At 74.7% G+C, this 16,517-nt stretch carries 17 protein-coding genes; 14 read left to right on the top strand and 3 right to left on the bottom strand.

What is annotated here, in order from left to right; translation table 11 throughout:
* The first annotated feature begins 31 nt into the window (after positions 1-31).
* The 4 genes from AB0E83_RS15095 (at position 32) to AB0E83_RS15080 (ending at position 3,670) form a co-directional block, all read left to right on the top strand.
* Positions 32-427, top strand: coding sequence for a VOC family protein (locus AB0E83_RS15095; protein ID WP_362110495.1), 396 nt, complete (start codon positions 32-34; stop codon positions 425-427).
* Positions 428-525: 98 nt separating this feature from the next.
* Complete coding sequence (locus AB0E83_RS15090) at positions 526-1,833, top strand: alpha/beta fold hydrolase (RefSeq protein ID WP_362110493.1); 1,308 nt, start codon at positions 526-528, stop codon at positions 1,831-1,833.
* Positions 1,834-1,988: 155 nt separating this feature from the next.
* A complete protein-coding gene (locus tag AB0E83_RS15085; RefSeq protein WP_362110491.1) occupies positions 1,989-2,921 on the top strand; it encodes an SIS domain-containing protein in 933 nt (310 codons plus the stop codon).
* Positions 2,918-3,670, top strand: coding sequence for a PIG-L deacetylase family protein (locus AB0E83_RS15080; RefSeq protein ID WP_362110488.1), 753 nt, complete (start codon positions 2,918-2,920; stop codon positions 3,668-3,670). Before AB0E83_RS15085 ends, AB0E83_RS15080 begins: the two co-directional genes overlap by 4 nt.
* A 23-nt stretch (positions 3,671-3,693) precedes the next feature.
* Here the strand turns inward: AB0E83_RS15080 and AB0E83_RS15075 are convergent, their stop codons facing one another.
* Positions 3,694-4,473 (bottom strand): VOC family protein, encoded by a 780-nt coding sequence (locus AB0E83_RS15075; protein ID WP_362110486.1) that lies wholly within the window; start codon positions 4,471-4,473, stop codon positions 3,694-3,696.
* A gap of 124 nt (positions 4,474-4,597) precedes the next feature.
* Positions 4,598-5,551, bottom strand: a complete 954-nt coding sequence (locus AB0E83_RS15070) for an NAD(P)/FAD-dependent oxidoreductase (RefSeq protein ID WP_362110483.1) — start codon at positions 5,549-5,551, stop codon at positions 4,598-4,600.
* Between the two features lie 66 nt (positions 5,552-5,617).
* Here AB0E83_RS15070 and AB0E83_RS15065 point away from each other — a divergent pair, with 66 nt between their 5' ends.
* From AB0E83_RS15065 to AB0E83_RS15050, 4 genes are all read left to right on the top strand, one after another.
* Complete coding sequence (locus AB0E83_RS15065) at positions 5,618-6,226, top strand: XRE family transcriptional regulator (RefSeq protein ID WP_362110480.1); 609 nt, start codon at positions 5,618-5,620, stop codon at positions 6,224-6,226.
* A 100-nt stretch (positions 6,227-6,326) separates the two neighbouring features.
* A complete protein-coding gene (locus AB0E83_RS15060; RefSeq protein ID WP_362110477.1) occupies positions 6,327-7,295 on the top strand; it encodes an NADPH:quinone oxidoreductase family protein in 969 nt (322 codons plus the stop codon).
* A complete protein-coding gene (locus AB0E83_RS15055) occupies positions 7,292-8,479 on the top strand; it encodes an acyl-CoA dehydrogenase family protein (protein WP_362110474.1) in 1,188 nt (395 codons plus the stop codon). Before AB0E83_RS15060 ends, AB0E83_RS15055 begins: the two co-directional genes overlap by 4 nt.
* Positions 8,476-9,561 (top strand): acyl-CoA dehydrogenase family protein, encoded by a 1,086-nt coding sequence (locus AB0E83_RS15050; RefSeq protein WP_362110471.1) that lies wholly within the window; start codon positions 8,476-8,478, stop codon positions 9,559-9,561. The genes AB0E83_RS15055 and AB0E83_RS15050 overlap by 4 nt, the downstream gene beginning before the upstream one ends.
* Positions 9,562-9,600: 39 nt before the next feature.
* On the opposite strand, the gene AB0E83_RS15045 is transcribed toward AB0E83_RS15050, so the two are convergent.
* Positions 9,601-10,287 carry a class I SAM-dependent methyltransferase gene (locus tag AB0E83_RS15045; RefSeq protein ID WP_362110468.1) on the bottom strand — a complete coding sequence of 229 codons (687 nt, stop codon included), beginning with the start codon at positions 10,285-10,287 and terminating at the stop codon, positions 9,601-9,603.
* Between the two features lie 124 nt (positions 10,288-10,411).
* On the opposite strand from AB0E83_RS15045, the gene AB0E83_RS15040 reads away from it, so the two are divergent.
* The 6 genes from AB0E83_RS15040 to AB0E83_RS15015 all read left to right on the top strand — a co-directional run bounded on the left by AB0E83_RS15040 (position 10,412) and on the right by AB0E83_RS15015 (position 15,902).
* On the top strand, positions 10,412-12,046 hold the full coding sequence (locus AB0E83_RS15040) for an ABC transporter substrate-binding protein (RefSeq protein WP_362110465.1): 1,635 nt from the start codon (positions 10,412-10,414) through the stop codon (positions 12,044-12,046).
* On the top strand, positions 12,043-13,035 hold the full coding sequence (locus AB0E83_RS15035; RefSeq protein ID WP_362110462.1) for an ABC transporter permease: 993 nt from the start codon (positions 12,043-12,045) through the stop codon (positions 13,033-13,035). Before AB0E83_RS15040 ends, AB0E83_RS15035 begins: the two co-directional genes overlap by 4 nt.
* Entirely contained in the window at positions 13,028-13,864 is an 837-nt protein-coding gene (locus AB0E83_RS15030; protein WP_362110459.1) for an ABC transporter permease, read from the top strand. The genes AB0E83_RS15035 and AB0E83_RS15030 overlap by 8 nt, the downstream gene beginning before the upstream one ends.
* Complete coding sequence (locus tag AB0E83_RS15025; protein ID WP_362110456.1) at positions 13,861-14,853, top strand: ABC transporter ATP-binding protein; 993 nt, start codon at positions 13,861-13,863, stop codon at positions 14,851-14,853. The genes AB0E83_RS15030 and AB0E83_RS15025 overlap by 4 nt, the downstream gene beginning before the upstream one ends.
* A complete protein-coding gene (locus tag AB0E83_RS15020; RefSeq protein WP_362110453.1) occupies positions 14,846-15,523 on the top strand; it encodes an ATP-binding cassette domain-containing protein in 678 nt (225 codons plus the stop codon). Before AB0E83_RS15025 ends, AB0E83_RS15020 begins: the two co-directional genes overlap by 8 nt.
* Positions 15,524-15,707: 184 nt before the next feature.
* On the top strand, positions 15,708-15,902 hold the full coding sequence (locus AB0E83_RS15015; protein WP_282692783.1) for a hypothetical protein: 195 nt from the start codon (positions 15,708-15,710) through the stop codon (positions 15,900-15,902).
* The last annotated feature ends 615 nt before the right edge of the window (positions 15,903-16,517 follow it).

Raw genomic sequence — 16,517 nt, 5'->3', positions numbered from 1 at the left:
CCCCGCCCGGGGCCCCGGAAGGGAGCACGCCATGTTCGGCGAGACGACGGCGTACAGCAGCTTCTCGGTCGACGACCTGGACGCCGCCCGGCACTTCTACGGCGACACGCTCGGCCTGACCGTGGAGGACAGCGGGACCGGGGACATGCGGATGCTGTTCCTGACCCTGCCGGGCGGGGCCCGGGTCTTCGTCTACCCCAAGGAGGACCACGCCCCCGCCTCCTTCACGATCCTCAACTTCGAGGTCGACGACATCGACCGGGCCGTCGACGACCTGGTGGGGCGCGGCGCGACCTTCGAGCGCTACCCCGGCTTCGAGGCCGACGAGAAGGGCGTCGTACGGCCCGGCGAGGGCGAGGGCGGCCCGAAGGGCATCGCCTGGTTCACCGACCCCGCCGGCAACGTCATCGCGGTGATGCAGAGCTGACGGGGGCGCGCGGGCGGGCCGGGGAGACGGCCGGCGGCCGACTGTGATCCACTGTGCGGACGGGGGAGCACGGAGCAGGACCAGCAGCAGGAGCACCGTTGACCACCTACCGCCAGCCCGGCGTCGTCGTCACCGACCACCACTTCCCCGTCCCCCTCGACCACGCCCGCCCCGACGGCGAGATGATCGAGGTGTACGGCCGCGAGATCGTCGCGGCCGGAACGAGCGACGCCGAGCGCGAGCGGCGCCCCTGGCTGCTCTACCTGGAGGGCGGCCCCGGCTTCGGCGCCCGCCGCTTCATCGGCCGGCAGGCCTGGATCGACCGGGCCGTCCGCGAGTTCCGGGTCCTCCTGCTCGACCAGCGCGGCACCGGCCGCTCCACCCCCGCCAACCGCCAGACCCTCCCGCTGCGCGGCGACGCCGCCGCCCAGGCCGACTACCTCGCGCGCTTCCGCGCCGACTCCATCGTCGGGGACTGCGAACTGATCCGCCGCCGGCTCACCGGCGGCGCCCCCTGGACCGTCCTCGGCCAGAGCTTCGGCGGCTTCTGCGCCGTCCACTACCTCTCCACCGCCCCCGAGGGCCTGGAGCGGGTCCTGATCACCGGCGGCCTGCCGTCCCTCGACGCCACCGCCGACGAGGTCTACGCCGCCGCCTACCCCCGGATCCGGCGCAAGAACGAGGCCCACTTCGCCCGCTACCCGCGCGACGCCGAACGCGTCCGCGCGATCGCCGCCCACCTCCTGGAGCACGAGGTCGTCCTCCCCGGCGGCGGGCTCCTCACCGCGGAGGCCTTCCAGTCCCTCGGCATCCTCCTCGGCTCCGGAGACGGCACCCACCAGCTCCACCACCTCCTGGAGGGCGCCTTCGTGCCCACCCCCGCCGGGCCCGCCCTCGCCGACGCCTTCCTGGAGCAGGTCCAGGGCCACCTCTCGTACGCGGGCCACCCGCTCTACGCCGTCCTCCACGAGGCCATCTACGCCCAGGGCCAGGGCCCCACCGACTGGGCCGCCGAACGGGTCCGCGCGGACTTCCCCGAGTTCGACGCCGCCGGCGCCCTCGCCTCCGGCGCGCCCGTCCTGCTCACCGGCGAGACCGTCCACCCCTGGCACTTCACCACCGACCCCGCCCTCCGCCCGCTGCGCGAGACCGCCGAACTCCTCGCCCGGCGCGACGACTGGACCCCGCTGTACGACCCCGAGCGCCTCGCCGCCAACCGGGTGCCGGTGGCCGCCGCCGTCTACCACGACGACATGTACGTCGACACCGCCCACTCGCTGGAGACCGCCGCCGCGATCCGCGGCCTGCGGACCTGGGTCACCGACGAGTTCGAGCACGACGGCGTCCGCGCCGGCGGCCCCCGCGTCCTCGACCGGCTCCTCGCCCTCTCCCGCGACGAACTCTGACGCGGCGAACTCTGACGCGGCGAACCCCGACGCGGAGCCGTACGGGACGGGTCCGGGCCCGGCGGTACGCGGCGGGGCCCGGCGCGCGAAAGTCCAAGCGCCGGGCCCCGATCGCCCATGGCCCGCCCCCGCGGCGGGCCGCTACAACTCGGCCCATGAGCGCACACGTCACCGCCGAGATCGCCGGACAGCCCGACTGCTGGCGCCGCGCCGCCGCCCTCGCCGGGCCGCTCGCCGACCGGCTGCCCGGACCCGGCGAACGGATCGCCGTCGTCGGCTGCGGCACCTCGTACCTGATCGCCCGCGCCTACGCGGCCCTGCGGGAATCGCTCGGCGCGGGCGAGACCGACGCCTTCCCCGCCTCCGAGCGGACCCCGCTCGGCCGGGGCTACGACCGGATCGTCGCCCTCACCCGCTCCGGCACGACCACCGAGGTCGCCGACCTGCTGGCGGGCGCGGCCGGCCGGATCCCCACGCTCGTCCTCACCGGCGTCCCGGACAGCCCCGCCGGCCGGCTCGCCGACCACGTCGTGGACCTCTCCTTCGCCGACGAACGCTCCGTCGTCCAGACCCGGTTCGCCACCACCACCCTCCAACTCCTGCGCGCCGGGCTCGGCGTGGACCTCGCCCCCTCCGTCGCCGACGCCGAACTCGCCCTGTACGAGCCCCTCCCGCCGGCCTGGGAGCGGCGCTCCCAGTTCACCTTCCTCGGCACCGGCTGGACCGTCGGGATCGCCGACGAGGCGGCCCTCAAACTCCGCGAAGTGGCCCGCGTCTGGACGGAGTCGTACGCCGCGATGGAGTACCGGCACGGGCCGATCAGCGTCAGCGACCGCACCAGCCTCGTCTGGTGCGTCGGCCCCGTCCCGGCCGGGCTGCGCGAGGAAGTCGAGTCCACCGGCGCCCTGTTCACCGCGGACGCCGTCGACCCGGTCGCCGCCCTGGTCCGCGCCCAGCGGCTCGCCGTCGCCCTCGCCGCCCGGCGCGGCCTCAACCCCGACCGGCCGCGCCACATCTCACGCTCCGTCATCCTCAGCGGAGCGTTCCGCCCGCCCGGCGCCGACGCGGCCCGTATCCTGCGGGCATGATCGACACCGAAGCCACCGACCTGCCGGAGCTGCCCGGCGACTGGCAGCGCGCCCTCGCCGTCGTCGCCCACCCCGACGACCTGGAGTACGGCTGCGCGGCCGCCGTCGCGAGCTGGACCGACGCCGGCAAGGAGGTCGTCTACCTGCTGGTCACCCGGGGCGAGGCCGGGATCGACACGCTCGCCCCCGACGTCTGCGCCCCGCTGCGCGAGCGCGAGCAGCGGGCGAGCGCCGCCGCCGTCGGCGTCGGCACCGTCGAGTTCCTCGACCACCGCGACGGCGTCGTCGAGTACGGCACCGCGCTGCGCCGCGACATCGCGGCCGCGATCCGCCGCCACCGCCCCGACCTCGTCATCACCCTCAACCACCGCGACACCTGGGGCGACGGACCGGGCGCGCCCCGGAACACCCCCGACCACGTGGCGGTCGGCCGCGCCACCCTCGACGCGGCGGCGGACGCGGGCAACCGCTGGATCTTCCCCGAGCTCGGCGAGGCCGGCCTGGAGCCCTGGGACGGCGTCCGCCGGGTCGCCGTCGCCGCCTCCGCCACCCCGACCCACGCCGTCGACGCAGGCCCCGGCCTGGAGCGCGCGATCGAGTCCCTCCTCTGCCACCGCGCCTACATCGAGGCCCTGACGGACCAGGACCCGGAGGAGTACGTCCGCGAGTTCGTCACCGCCACCACGAGCCGCGCCGCCGCCCGCTTCGGCGGCCGCCCGGCGGTGACCTTCGAGGTCTTCCCCCGCTGAAACCGGCTGACGGACGGGCCCCGTCAGCCCATCGGCGCCGGCTTCAGGACGGCGAACTCGGCGCCGAAGGGGTCGGCGAACCAGGCGAGGCGGCCGACGTCCGGGATGTCCGCGGGCGGGAGCAGGACCCCGCCGCCCGAGGCGGTCACCGCGTCCGCCGTCGCGTCGGCGTCCGCCACCTCGAAGTAGGGGACCCAGCGGGGCCGCTCCCCGGAGTCCTGGAGTTCGGCGGCGCCGCCGAAGGAGGCGTCCTCCTGGTCGCCCTCGGCGGTGGAGATCACCCGGTACGTCATGCCGGGCGCCGCCATCTCCGCCCACCGCCACTCGAAGAGCGAGTCGTAGAAGGCGAGCGCGGCCTCCGGGTCGGGCGTGTGGAGCTCCACCCAGACGAGGGCGTTCCGCGAGGAGGTGCGGTCCAGGCCCTTCACCGACCCCGGCTGCCAGACGGCGAACTCGGCCCCGGCCGGGTCGGTGAGGGCGGCCATCCGTCCCGCGTCCATCACGTCCATGGCCCGGACCCGGACCCGGCCGCCCTCGGCGGCCGTGACCATCTGGGCCGTGTCCGCGTCCGAGGTCCGGAAGTACACCGTCCAGGCGCTCCTCGCGCCCTCCTCGGTGAGCGGGCCGAGCGCGGCGACGGTCGCGCCGTCCTGCTGGAAGAAGCCGTACCCGTCGGCCTCCGGCCCCGCCGGGCGGTGCTCCCAGCCGAACACGGCGGCGTAGAAGTCCGCGGCGGCGGCGGTGTCCGGGCTGCCGAGGTCGATCCAGCAGGGGGAGCCCTGGGTGTACTGGGTGCCGAGCATGGGGCGGTGCCGTCCTTCCGTCGTCCTGCGTCCGGGCCTGATTCCGGCCACCATGGCCGATCCTCGGGCCTGCGTCCGGGCGCCGCGACCGCTGCCGGGCCGGTTCATCCGACCGGCGGACCCGTCAGCCGGCGAGGCCGGCCGCCTTCGCCGCCAGGTCGTCCGCCAGCAGCTCGGCGTTGATCGCCACGCCGGCCCGGTAGCCCAGGGCGGCCGCGTTGACGACCTGCTCGGCCGGACCGGTCACGTTCCCCGCCGCCCAGACGCCCGGCACGCTCGTCCGCCCGGTCTCGTCCACCTTCACGAAGGAGCCGAACGGGGTCTCGTACGGCTCCGCGCCGAGCCGCCGCAGCACCCCGTCGCGGGGGAGGAGCCGCGTCCCCGCCGCGAAGAGCACCTCGCAGCCGACGGTCCGGCCGTCGGCGAGCCGCACCCCGGTCAGCCGGTCGTCCTCGACGGCGACCCCCTCGACGGAGCCCTCCACGGTCCGCACGCCCGCCGCGGCGAGCAGCCGCGCGTCCTGCCCGCCGAGCTCCGCGCCGTTCAGGAAGAGGGTCACGTCGGAGGACCACTGCGAGACCGTCAGCGCCTGGTGCGCGGGCATCGCCGGGTGCGCGAGGACCCCGAAGGACCGGTCGCGGACCTCCCAGCCGTGGCAGTACGGGCAGTGCAGCACGTCCCGGCCCCACCGCGCGGCCAGGCCCTCGATCTCCGGCAGCTCGTCCACGAGGCCGGTGGCCACCACCAGGCGCCGGGCCGTCAGCCCGGTGCCGTCCGCGAGCGTCAGGGCGAAGCCGTCGCCGTCCGGGACCGCCGCCGTCACCTCGCCGTGCCGGACCTCGACCCCGTACGCGAGGAGTTCGCGGCGGCCGGCCGCCAGGAACTCCGCCGGGCTCATCCCGTCCCGCGAGAGGTAGCCCTGCATGTGCGCGCTGGGCGCGTTGCGCGGCGCGCCCCCGTCGACGACCAGGGTGCGCCGCCGGGACCGGCCGAGGACCAGCCCGGCGCTGAGCCCGGCCGCGCCGCCGCCGACCACCACGACCTCGTAGCCGCTGTTGCCGTCCGTGTGTGCGTTCATGCCGCGAGCGTGCTCCGAGACCGGGATTCCGGCAAGGAAACTTGCCGTTCCTGCAACACTGGACGCATGACCGAGAAAACCGCCCGCAGGGCCGAGGACGACCGCATCGACGCCGTGCTCACCGAGGTCGGCCCCCGCCTGCGCCGGGTCCGCCGCGACCGCGGGGTGACCCTCGCCGAGCTCTCCGCCGCCACCGGCATCTCCGTCTCCACCCTCTCCCGGCTGGAGTCGGGGCAGCGCAGGCCCAGCCTCGAACTGCTCCTGCCGCTCGCCCGCGCCCACCAGGTCCCGCTGGACGAGCTGGTCGGCGCCCCGCCGGTCGGCGACCCGAGGGTGCGGGCCCGGCCGATCGTCCGGCACGGCCGCACCATGTACCCGCTCACCCGCCAGCCCGGCGGCCTCCAGGCGTACAAGGTGGTCCAGGAGAAGGCGTCCGAGCAGCCGGACCCCCGGGTCCACGAGGGGTACGAGTGGCTGTACGTGCTCTCCGGGAAGCTGCGGCTCGTCCTGGGCGAGCACGACGTGGTGCTGACGGCCGGCGAGGCCGCCGAGTTCGACACCCGGGTGCCGCACTGGTTCGGGCCCACCGCCGACGGGCCGGTGGAGTTCCTGAGCCTGTACGGACCCCAGGGCGAGCGGATGCACGTACGGGCGCGGCCCAGGAAGTCCGGCTGAACCGCCTCGGCCGGCCGGTTCCGAGGCCAGGTGGTTCCCCCAGGGGCAAGCGACCGCTTAGTATGCGGCCGACCGCTCGGTACGGACGGAGGCTCGACGGATGCAGGCATGGCGAGTGCACGAGAACGGCGAACCCGGCGCGGTGATGCGCCGCGAGGAGGTGGACCTCCCCGAACCCGGCCCCGGCCAGGTCCGCCTCAGGGTCCGCGCCGCCAACGTCAACTTCCCCGACGCGCTGCTCTGCCGCGGCCACTACCAGGTCCGGCCCCCGCTGCCCTTCACCCCCGGCGTCGAGATCTGCGGCGAGACCGAGGACGGCCGCCGGGTCGTCACCACCGCCGCCCTCCCGCACGGCGGCTTCGCCGAGCACGCCCTCGCCGACGCCGCCGGCCTGCTCCCGGCCCCCGACGCCCTCGACGACGCCGAGGCCGCCGCCCTCCACATCGGCTACCAGACCGGCTGGTTCGGACTCCACCGCCGCGCCGCCCTCCAGGAGGGCGAGACCCTCCTCGTGCACGCCGCCGCCGGAGGCGTCGGCAGCGCCGCCGTCCAGCTCGGCAAGGCCGCCGGAGCCACCGTCATCGGCGTCGTCGGCGGACCCGCCAAGGCCGCCGTCGCCCGCGCCCTCGGCTGCGACCTCGTGATCGACCGCCGCTCCGAGGACGTCGTCGCCGCCGTCAAGGCCGCCACCGGCGGCCGCGGCGCCGACGTGATCTACGACCCCGTCGGCGGCGAGGCGTACCAGCAGTCCGCCAAGTGCGTCGCCTTCGAGGGCCGGATCGTCGTCGTCGGCTTCGCGAGCGGCACCGTCCCCGCCCCCGCCCTCAACCACGCCCTGGTGAAGAACTACTCGATCCAGGGCCTCCACTGGGGCCTGTACGCCCAGCGCGACCCGGGCCTGGTCGTCCGGTGCCACGACGCCCTCACCGCCCTGACCGCCAAGGGCGTCGTCAAGCCCCTCGTCGCCGAACGCGTCCCCTTCGCCGGCGCGGCCGACGCCGTCCAGCGCGTCGCCGACGGCACCACCACCGGCCGCCTCGTCGTCCTCCCGGAAGGAACCCGCGCATGACCGACGCCGCCGAACTCCAGGCGCGCACCCGGGCGCTGCTCGCCGAGCACCCGCCCGCCACCACCGACCGGCCCGACTTCCTCCGGGCCCGCTTCGACGCCGGACTCGCCTGGGTCCACTACCCCGAGGGCCTCGGCGGACTCGGCGCCCCCCGCTCCCTCCAGGCCGTCGTCGACGCCGAACTCGCCGCCGCCGGCGCCCCCGACAACGACCCCCGCCGCATCGGCATCGGCCTCGGCATGGCCGCCCCCACCCTCCTCGCCTACGGCTCCGACGAGGTCAAGGCCCGCTTCCTGAAGCCCCTGTGGACCGGCGAGGAGGTCTGGTGCCAGCTCTTCAGCGAGCCCGGCGCCGGCTCCGACCTCGCCGCCCTCTCCACCCGCGCGGTCCGCGACGAGGCCACCGGCGACTGGATCGTCGACGGACAGAAGGTGTGGACCTCCAGCGCCCACACCGCCCGCTGGGCCATCCTCATCGCCCGCACCGACCCCGACCTGCCCAAGCACCGCGGCATCACCTACTTCGTCTGCGACATGACCGACCCCGGCGTCGAGGTCCGGCCGCTGCGCCAGATCACCGGCGAGGCCGAGTTCAACGAGGTCTTCCTCACCGGCGTCCGCATCCCCGACGCCCACCGCCTCGGCGAGGTCGGCGACGGCTGGCGGGTCGCCCAGACCACCCTCATGAACGAGCGGGTCTCCATCGGCGGCGCCCGCGTCCCCCGCGAGGGCGGCATGATCGGCAAGGCCGCCGCCGTCTGGCGCGACCGCCCCGACCTGCGCACCCACGCCCTCCACCGCCGCCTCCTCGCGCTCTGGACGGAGGCCGAGGTGGCCCGGCTCACCGGCGAACGGCTGCGCCAGCAGCTCGTCGCCGGCCAGCCCGGCCCCGAGGGCAGCGCCATGAAGCTCGGCTTCGCCCGCCTCAACCAGGCCATCAGCGGCCTGGAGGTCGAACTCCTCGCCGACGACGGCCTGCTCTACGAGGACTGGACCATGCGCCGCCCCGAACTGGTCGACTTCACCGGGCGCGACGCGGGCTACCGCTACCTGCGCTCCAAGGGCAACTCGATCGAGGGCGGCACCAGCGAGGTGCTGCTCAACATCGTCGCCGAGCGGGTCCTCGGACTCCCGCCGGAGCCCCGCAACGACAAGGACGTCCCCTGGAAGGACCTCGCCCGATGAGCCACGAGCCGGACCTCCTGTACTCCGACACCGAGGACGCCCTCCGGGACGCCGTCCGCTCCCTGCTCACCGACCGGGCCGGGCACCAGGCGCTCCTGGACCGCGTCGAGACCGGGGACCCCTACCCCGCCGGCCTCTGGCCCGCGCTCGCCTCCGGCATCGGCGCCGCCGGGCTGCTCGTCCCCGAGAAGCTGGGCGGCCAGGGCGCGAGCCACCGGGAGGCCGCGGTGGTCCTGGAGGAGCTGGGCCGCGCGGTGACCCCGGCCCCGTACCTCACCGGCGCGGTGGTCGCCACCGAGACCCTGCTCGCCCTCGCCGCGGCGGACGGCCCGGCGGCCGGCCTGCTCGCGGAGCTCGCCTCCGGGGAGCGGACCGCCGTCCTGGCGGTCCCCTTCACCACGGCGCCCCGCACCGCCTTCGAGGTCACCGGCCCCGTCCGGGCCGTCGCCGACGCGCAGGCCGCCGACGTCCTCCTCGTGCCCCGCCCCGACGGCCTGTACGTCGTGCCCGCCGCCGAGGCCGTCGTCACCCCGCTCACCCCGCTCGACCTCACCCGCCCGCTCGCCACCGTCGACGCCGACGGAGCCGCCGGCACCCTCCTGGCGCCGGCCGGGGAGGCACGGGCCGCGGTCCGCCGCGGCCTCCTCGCCGGAGCCGGACTGCTCGCCTCCGAGCAGCTGGGACTCGCCGAGTGGTGCCTGGAGGAGACCGTCCGGCACACCAAGGAGCGGTACCAGTTCAACCGGCCGGTGGGCTCCTTCCAGGCGCTCAAGCACCGGATGGCCCGCCTCTGGCTGGACCTGGTCGGGGCCCGGGCGGCCGCCCCGGCCGCCGCCGACGCCCTCGCCACCGGCGCGGCCGACGCCGAACTGACGGTGGCCGTGGCCCAGGCGTACTGCTCCGGGGTCGCCGTCCGCGCGGCCGAGGAGTGCGTCCAGCTGCACGGCGGCATCGGCATGACCTGGGAGCACCCGGCCCACCTGGCGCTCAAGCGCGCCAAGGCCGACCAGCTCGCCCTGGGCTCGGCCGGCCACCACCAGGACGTCATCGCCGACCTGGCGGACCTCCCCGCCCCGGCCTGACGCGCCACCGGGCGGCCGGGGCCGCGGGCCCCGGCCGCCTCACCCGCCCGCGCCCGCCCCGCGGCGCGCGGAGCAGAACAGGTGCTCCTCGGGCTCCCCGCCCGGCACCTCGGGCGTGAAGACCGACAGCTCGTGGTGGAGTACCTCCAGACCGCACTCCTCCCGCAGCAGCGCCAGGTACGCGTCGGCGGAGAAGCTGGAGACCCGCGCCCGGCGCCCCATCCAGGTGATCTCCAGACCCTCGACGTCCGCCGGAACCGTCGCCGACACCAGCAGTCCGCCCGGCACCAGCCAGGAGGCCATCCGCCGCAGGGCGGCGACCTGCTCCTTCCGGTCCATCATCAGCAGCGGGAAGAAGGCGCACACGGCGTCGTACCCCTCCTCCGGCGGGATGTGCTCCCGCACGTCGACCCGCTCGAACCGCGCCCCGGGCACCCGCGCCCGGGCCAGCTCGACCATCGTCCGGGAGACGTCGATCCCGGTCACCTCGTGCCCCGCGGCGGCGAGCAGCGCGGCGACCGGCCGCCCCGTACCGCTGCCGACGTCCAGGACCCGGGAGCCGGGGGAGAGCCGCCCGATCAGCCAGTCGACCGCCGCGAGCTGGGCGGGCAGCCTCCCGAAGGCCCGCTCGTAGTCGAGCCCCACCCCGTCGAAGAGCTCGGCCGCCCCCAGCACGGCCTGCCCCTCGACCGGCTCCGCCGCCCCGCCCTCGTCCACGTCGCTCATCGCCCCTCCGGCTGTCGTCGGTGTCCGCGGCGGCCTACCCCGTCAGGAGCCCGGACTCACCCATGCGGTTTAATTGCATGCTGTTCGCAATAACTGTTGATCTTCAAAAAGGGGTGTGGACCCGATGGCCGCCCGATCCGTCCGCCGCGCGACCGCCGCGATAGCCACGGGGGCCCTCGCCCTCGCGACCGCGGCCTGCACCAACCCCGGCGCCGGCACCACCGGCACCGGCGGACCCAAGGACTCCGCGGTCGTCGGCATCGCCTACGAGCCCGACACCCTCAGCCCGCTCCTCGGCTACGGCAAGGACGGCAACTCGAAGATCTTCGACGGCCTGCTCGCCTTCGACGCCGACATGAAGCTGAAGCCGGCCCTCGCCGTGAAGCTGCCGCACATCAGCGACGGCGGACTGACCTACACGTACACCCTGCGCACCGACGTCACCTTCAGCGACGGCGCCCCCTTCACCGCCAAGGACGTCGTCTTCACCTACCGGACGATCCTCGACCCGAAGACCAACAACCCCTCCCGCACCGAACTCGACGCCCTCAAGAGCGTCGAGGCCGTCGGCGACGACACCGTGGTCTTCCACCTCAAGTACCCCTACGCGCCCTTCGCCGAGCGCACCGTCCACGCCATCGCCCCCGAGCACGTCGCCGGCAAGCAGGACGTCAACACCGGCGCCTTCACCACCAAGCCCATCGGCACCGGCCCCTACGTCCTCACCGACTGGTCCAAGGGCGAGAAGCTCAGCTTCAAGGCCAACCCGAAGTACTGGAACGGCGCCCCCGTGGTGAAGAAGTTCACCATGGCGATCATCAAGGACGACGACGTCCGCGCCACCCGCCTGCGCGCCGGCGACCTCGACGGCGCCATCCTCCCGCCCAACCTCGCCGCCGGCTTCCGCGACGACAAGGGGAAGAGGACCTACGCGGCCAAGACCTACGACTACCGCACGGTCACCCTCCCCACCCACCACCCCGTCACCGGCGACACCGCCGTCCGCCGCGCCCTCGACGTCGCCGTCGACCGCCAGACCATGGTCGACAAGATCCTCGAAGGCGCCGGCAAGCCCGCCTACGGCCCCGTCCCCACCGACAGCCCCTGGTTCGCGAAGGGCACCGAGCGCCGCCACGACCTCGCCGGCGCCCGGAAGATCCTCGACGAGGCCGGCTGGAAGCCCGGCCCCGACGGCGTCCGCGTCAAGAACGGCGTCCGCGCCTCCTTCCCGCTCTGGTACCTCTCCGGCGACAAGCTCCGCCAGGACCACGCCCTCGCCTACGCCTCCGACGCCCGCAAGGCCGGCATCGAGATCAAGACCCAGGCCGGCACCTGGGAGGTCATCGAACCCCGCATGAAGACCGACGCCGTCCTCGCCGGCGGCGGCTCCCCCGGCGACCCCGACTTCGACCAGTACCTCCTGCTCAAGTCCACCCTCGCCGGCGACGGCTTCAACAACATGGCCTGGTACGACAACAAGACCGTCGACCGCGCCCTCGACGACGGCCGCCGTACGAACGACCCGGCCGAGCGCAAGGCCGCGTACGACACGATCCAGCGCGAACTCGTCAAGAACCCCGGCTACACCTTCCTCACCCACATCGACCACCTCTACGTCGTGAACGACGCCTGGACCTCCGACGCCAAGGGCGCCCCCCTCACCACCCAGGTCGAACCCCACGACCACGGCCTCGCCGCCGGCCCCTGGTGGAACGTCGAGGCCTGGCAGCCGAAGAAGACCGGAGACACGAAGAAGTGAGCCGCCGCCTCCCCTGGGGGGCCATGGCCCGGATGACGGGACGGCGCGCCCTCGCCGCCGTCCCCGTCCTCCTCGGCGTCACCCTGGCCGTCTTCGCGGTCGCCGAAGCCTCCCCCTTCGACCCCGTCAAGGCCTACGCCGGCACCGCCGGCCTCACCGCCTCGCAGGAGAACCTCGACCAGCTCCGCCACAACCTCGGCGTCGACCAGCCCCTCCTCACCCGCTGGTGGGAGTGGCTCACCTCCGCCGTCACCGGCGACCTCGGCGACTCCGCCGTCATGCGCCGCCCCGTCGCCGACGTCATCACCGAACGCCTCGGCTGGTCCGTCCTCCTCGCCGCCACCGCCTTCGCCGTGGCCATCGCGCTGGGCACCCTCCTCGGCGTCCTCGCCGGCCGCCGCCGCGGCGGCCTCCTCGACCGCACCGTCAGCGCCCTCGCCTACACCCTGGAAGCCGCCCCCGCCTTCTGGCTCGGCCTCCTCGCCATCTGGTTCTTCGCCCTGAAACTGGGCGTCCTGCCCGCCGGCGGCCTCACCGACACCGCCAGCGACACCGTCACCTTCGACCAGGTCGCCCGCCACCTCGTCCTGCCCGCCCTCGTCCTCGGCCTCTCCCAGCTGCCGTGGTTCTTCCTGTACGTCCGCCAGGGCGTCGGCGACGCCCTCGACGAGGACCCGGTGCGCGGCGCCCGCGCCCGCGGCCTCGCCGAACGGACCGTCCTCACCGGCCACGCCCTGCGCTCCGGCATGCTCCCGATGCTCACCCTCATCGGCTCCCGCGTGCCCGAAGTCATCACCGGAGCCCTCCTCGTGGAGACCGTCTTCAGCTGGCCCGGCATCGCCGCCGCCACCGTCCAGGCCGCCACCGCCGTCGACTTCCCGCTGCTCGCGGCGCTCACCGTGCTCGCCACCGCGGCCGTCCTCCTCGGCAACCTCCTCTCCGACCTCCTCTACGGCCTCGCCGACCCGAGGGTGGGCTTCGATGGCTGACCCCCGCACCCACCGCCTGCGCCCGTGGGCCTCCGCGCTCGTCGTCGGCGCCGTCGTCCTCGCCGTCCTCCTCGTCCCCCCGCTGGTCCAGCTCGACGAACAGGCCGTCGACCTCTCCCAGAAGCTCCTCCCGCCCTCCTGGGACCACCCCTTCGGCACCGACGACGTCGGCCGCGACCTCCTCCTGCGCTGCGTCTACGGCCTGCGGATCTCCCTGCTCGTCGGCCTCGTCGCCGCCCTCGTCGCCACCGTCCTCGGCACCGCCGTCGGCGCCGTGGCGGGCGCCCTCGGCGGCTGGACCGACCGCACCCTCATGCGGCTCGTCGACGCCTTCTCCTCCGTCCCCCACCTCCTCCTCGGCATCTTCGTCGTCGCCCTCTTCCGCCCCGGTGTCTGGCCCGTCATCGCCTCCGTCGCGGTCACCCACTGGCTCTCCACCGCCCGCATCGTCCGCAGCGAGGTCCTCTCCCTCCGGACCCGCCCCCACATCGAGGCCGCCATCTCCGGCGGCGCCTCCCGCCGCCGCGTCGCCACCCGCCACCTGCTCCCCGCGGTCCTCCCGCAGGCCGGCCTCGCCGCCGTCCTGATGGTCCCGCACGCCATGTGGCACGAGTCCGCGCTCTCCTTCCTCGGCCTCGGCCTCCCCAGCCACCAGGCCAGCCTCGGCAACCTCGTCCAGTCCGCCCGCTCCTCCCTCCTCGCCGGCGACTGGTGGCCCACCCTCTTCCCCGGCCTCTTCCTCATCGTCCCCACCCTCGCCATCGCCGGCCTCGCCGGCGTCTGGCGCGACCGCCTCAACCCCCGCCGCCGATCGGAGCTGATGCTGTGAACGCCCGCGTCGCGCGCGCCCTCGACGCCGTCACCGCCGAACGCGCCGAGTCCGCCCTCCTCACCGTCCGCGGCCTCACCGTCCGCTTCCGCCTCCGCGGCGGCCGCACCGTCGCCGCCGTCACCGACGCCGACTTCGACCTGGCACCGGGGGAGTGCCTCGCCCTCGTCGGCGAGTCCGGCTGCGGCAAGTCCGTCCTCGCCTCCGCCCTCCTCGGCCTGCTCCCCGCCAACGCCGAGACCGGCGGCACGGCCCTGCTCGACGGCACCGACCTCCTCACCGCCGACGAGAAGACCCTCGCCCGCTCCATACGCGGCCGGCGCGTCGGCCTCGTCCCGCAGAGCCCCGCCGCCCACCTCACCCCGGTCCGCACCGTACGGGCGCACCTGGAGGAGACCGTCCGGGCCCTCACCGACACCCCGCGCTCCGCCCGCCGCGAGGCCGCCGAGGACGCCGCCGCCCGGGCCGCCTTCCCCGCCACCCACCTCGACGCCTACCCGCACGAGCTCTCCGGCGGCCTCGCCCAGCGCGCCGCCACCGCCCTCGCCCTCATCGGCGACGCCCCGCTCCTCCTCGCCGACGAACCCACCACCGGCCTCGACCGCGACCTCGTCGAGCGCACCGCCGACGAACTGCGCCGCCACGCCGACGACGGCCGCGGCCTCCTCCTCATCACCCACGACCTGACGGCCGCCGCCCGCATCGCCGACCGCGTCGCCGTCATGTACGCCGGACGGATCGTCGAGATCGCCCCCGCCCACCGCTTCTTCGGCACCGCCGGCCCCGACCACCCCTACGCCCGCGGCCTCCTCGACGCCCTCCCCGACCGGGCCTTCACCCCCATCCCCGGCATGCCGCCGGAACTCTCCGACCTCCCCGACGGCTGCGCCTTCGCCCCCCGCTGCCCCCGCGCCACCGACCTCTGCGCCACCGTCCCGGCCCTCCGCGCCGGCGTGGCCTGCCACCACCCGGAGCGGCCCCGTGCTTGAACTCGACTCCGTCACCGCCGGCTACCACCCCCGCGAGCCGGTCTTCCGCGGCGCCTCCCTCACGGTCGCCCCCGGCGAGTCCGTCGGCCTCCTCGGTCCCAGCGGCTGCGGCAAGTCCACCCTCGCCCGCGTCGCCGCCCTCCTCCACCGCCCCGACGCCGGCCGTCTCGTCCTCGACGGCACCGAGGTCACCGCCTGGCGCCACCGCGCCCCCCGCGCCCAGCGCACCGCCGTCGGCGTCGTCTTCCAGCAGCCCCGCACCGCCGCCGACCCCCGCCTGACCCTCGCCGACCTCATTGCCGAGCCCCTCCGCGCCACCGGCCGCAAGGCCGAGGCCGCGGACCGCGTCGCCGAGCTCGCCCCCGCCGTCGGCCTCACCCCCGAACTCCTGACCCGCCGCCCCCACGCCGTCAGCGACGGCCAGCTCCAGCGCGCCTGCCTCGCCCGCGCCCTCACCCTGAAGCCCCGCTGGCTGGTCTGCGACGAGATGACCGCCATGCTCGACGCCTCCACCACGGCCGCCCTCGTCGCCGCCGTCGAGACCTACCGGGCGGAGACCGGCGCCGGCCTCCTCGCCGTCGGCCACGACCGCGTCCTGCTGAACCGCTGGTGCGACCGCACGGTGGAGTGGAAGGACTGCCTGCCGGCCGGGGAGACCAGCAGCGGCTGATCCACCCGGGTCCCACCCGGGTGGGACCCGGATCCCACCGGGCTCTCACCTGGGTCCCACCGGGACCCCACCCGGATCTCACCCGTATGGCCGCCACGCCGTTCCCCCGGACGGATCGCCCATTCCGCCACACTGTCCGCCGAACGCCGCAATTCCGGTGCGGCAGAAGAAGGACGTGAGGGCGATGGCCGTTTCCGTTTCCGTCGTGGTGCTGCTCCTCGTACTGGCCGTGATCTTCCTGCGCAGCGGGGGCCTCAAGATCACCCACGCCGTGGTCTGCGCCCTGCTCGGCTTCTTCCTGGCCGGCACCAGCATGGCCCCCACCATCCACAACGGAGTCGCGGCCACCGCCGAGGTCGTCTCCAGCCTCCGCCCGTGACCACGACCCGCGCCCCCGGCCGCTCCGTGACCCGGGGACCGAGGGGGTTGACTCGACCCGTCCGGGCGCGTAGAGTTCTTCGAGTTGTCGGAGAGCCGGAACGGTTCTGCGGTCACCATCCCGCCGCGGTAGCGGCACCTCAATCCAGAACGGTCTCCCTCACGGGATGAGTTTCGGCATTCCGAAATTCAATTCGAACGACTCGATTATGAGCCGCCGAAGGAATCCGCTAAGGTTTGAGACGTCGGAACGGCCCGAGGGCCGCGAAGACAAATCCCGCCGACAGGGAATCGGACGCCGAAAGGGTCTGATAGAGTCGGAAACGAAGGAAGCGCCCGGAGGGCCCGCGGAAATCGGGACCGAAGGAAGCGTCCGCACCTTGAGAACTCAACAGCGTGCCAAAAATCAACGCCAGATTAGTTGATACCCCGTCCAGCCGGTCTACCGGTTGGTCGAGGTTCCTTTGAAATACATAAACAGCGAGGACGCTGTGGACGGCGGGCCTTATTCCGGCCCGGCTGTCCCGGCTCGACGCGAGTGTCGCACCCGATCACGGGTACACATTCACGGAGAGTTTGATCCTGGCTCAGGACGAACGCTGGCGGCGTGCTTAAC

The organism is Streptomyces sp. NPDC035033, from assembly GCF_040636735.1.
GTDB lineage: Bacteria > Actinomycetota > Actinomycetes > Streptomycetales > Streptomycetaceae > Streptomyces.
Note: the sequence above shows the minus strand (reverse complement) of the source record. Positions and strands in the feature narration are given on the sequence as shown.

What these genes read in the sequence shown, in the direction of transcription:
- AB0E83_RS15040 (WP_362110465.1), top strand. Translation starts at nt 10,412, where the DNA reads ATGGCCGCCCGATCCGTCCGCCGCGCGACCGCCGCGATAGCCACGGGG.
- AB0E83_RS15070 (WP_362110483.1), bottom strand. Translation starts at nt 5,551, where the DNA reads ATGAACGCACACACGGACGGCAACAGCGGCTACGAGGTCGTGGTGGTC.
- AB0E83_RS15095 (WP_362110495.1), top strand. Translation starts at nt 32, where the DNA reads ATGTTCGGCGAGACGACGGCGTACAGCAGCTTCTCGGTCGACGACCTG.
- AB0E83_RS15085 (WP_362110491.1), top strand. Translation starts at nt 1,989, where the DNA reads ATGAGCGCACACGTCACCGCCGAGATCGCCGGACAGCCCGACTGCTGG.
- AB0E83_RS15060 (WP_362110477.1), top strand. Translation starts at nt 6,327, where the DNA reads ATGCAGGCATGGCGAGTGCACGAGAACGGCGAACCCGGCGCGGTGATG.
- AB0E83_RS15080 (WP_362110488.1), top strand. Translation starts at nt 2,918, where the DNA reads ATGATCGACACCGAAGCCACCGACCTGCCGGAGCTGCCCGGCGACTGG.
- AB0E83_RS15015 (WP_282692783.1), top strand. Translation starts at nt 15,708, where the DNA reads ATGGCCGTTTCCGTTTCCGTCGTGGTGCTGCTCCTCGTACTGGCCGTG.
- AB0E83_RS15075 (WP_362110486.1), bottom strand. Translation starts at nt 4,473, where the DNA reads ATGCTCGGCACCCAGTACACCCAGGGCTCCCCCTGCTGGATCGACCTC.
- AB0E83_RS15065 (WP_362110480.1), top strand. Translation starts at nt 5,618, where the DNA reads ATGACCGAGAAAACCGCCCGCAGGGCCGAGGACGACCGCATCGACGCC.
- AB0E83_RS15055 (WP_362110474.1), top strand. Translation starts at nt 7,292, where the DNA reads ATGACCGACGCCGCCGAACTCCAGGCGCGCACCCGGGCGCTGCTCGCC.
- AB0E83_RS15045 (WP_362110468.1), bottom strand. Translation starts at nt 10,287, where the DNA reads ATGAGCGACGTGGACGAGGGCGGGGCGGCGGAGCCGGTCGAGGGGCAG.
- AB0E83_RS15030 (WP_362110459.1), top strand. Translation starts at nt 13,028, where the DNA reads ATGGCTGACCCCCGCACCCACCGCCTGCGCCCGTGGGCCTCCGCGCTC.
- AB0E83_RS15050 (WP_362110471.1), top strand. Translation starts at nt 8,476, where the DNA reads ATGAGCCACGAGCCGGACCTCCTGTACTCCGACACCGAGGACGCCCTC.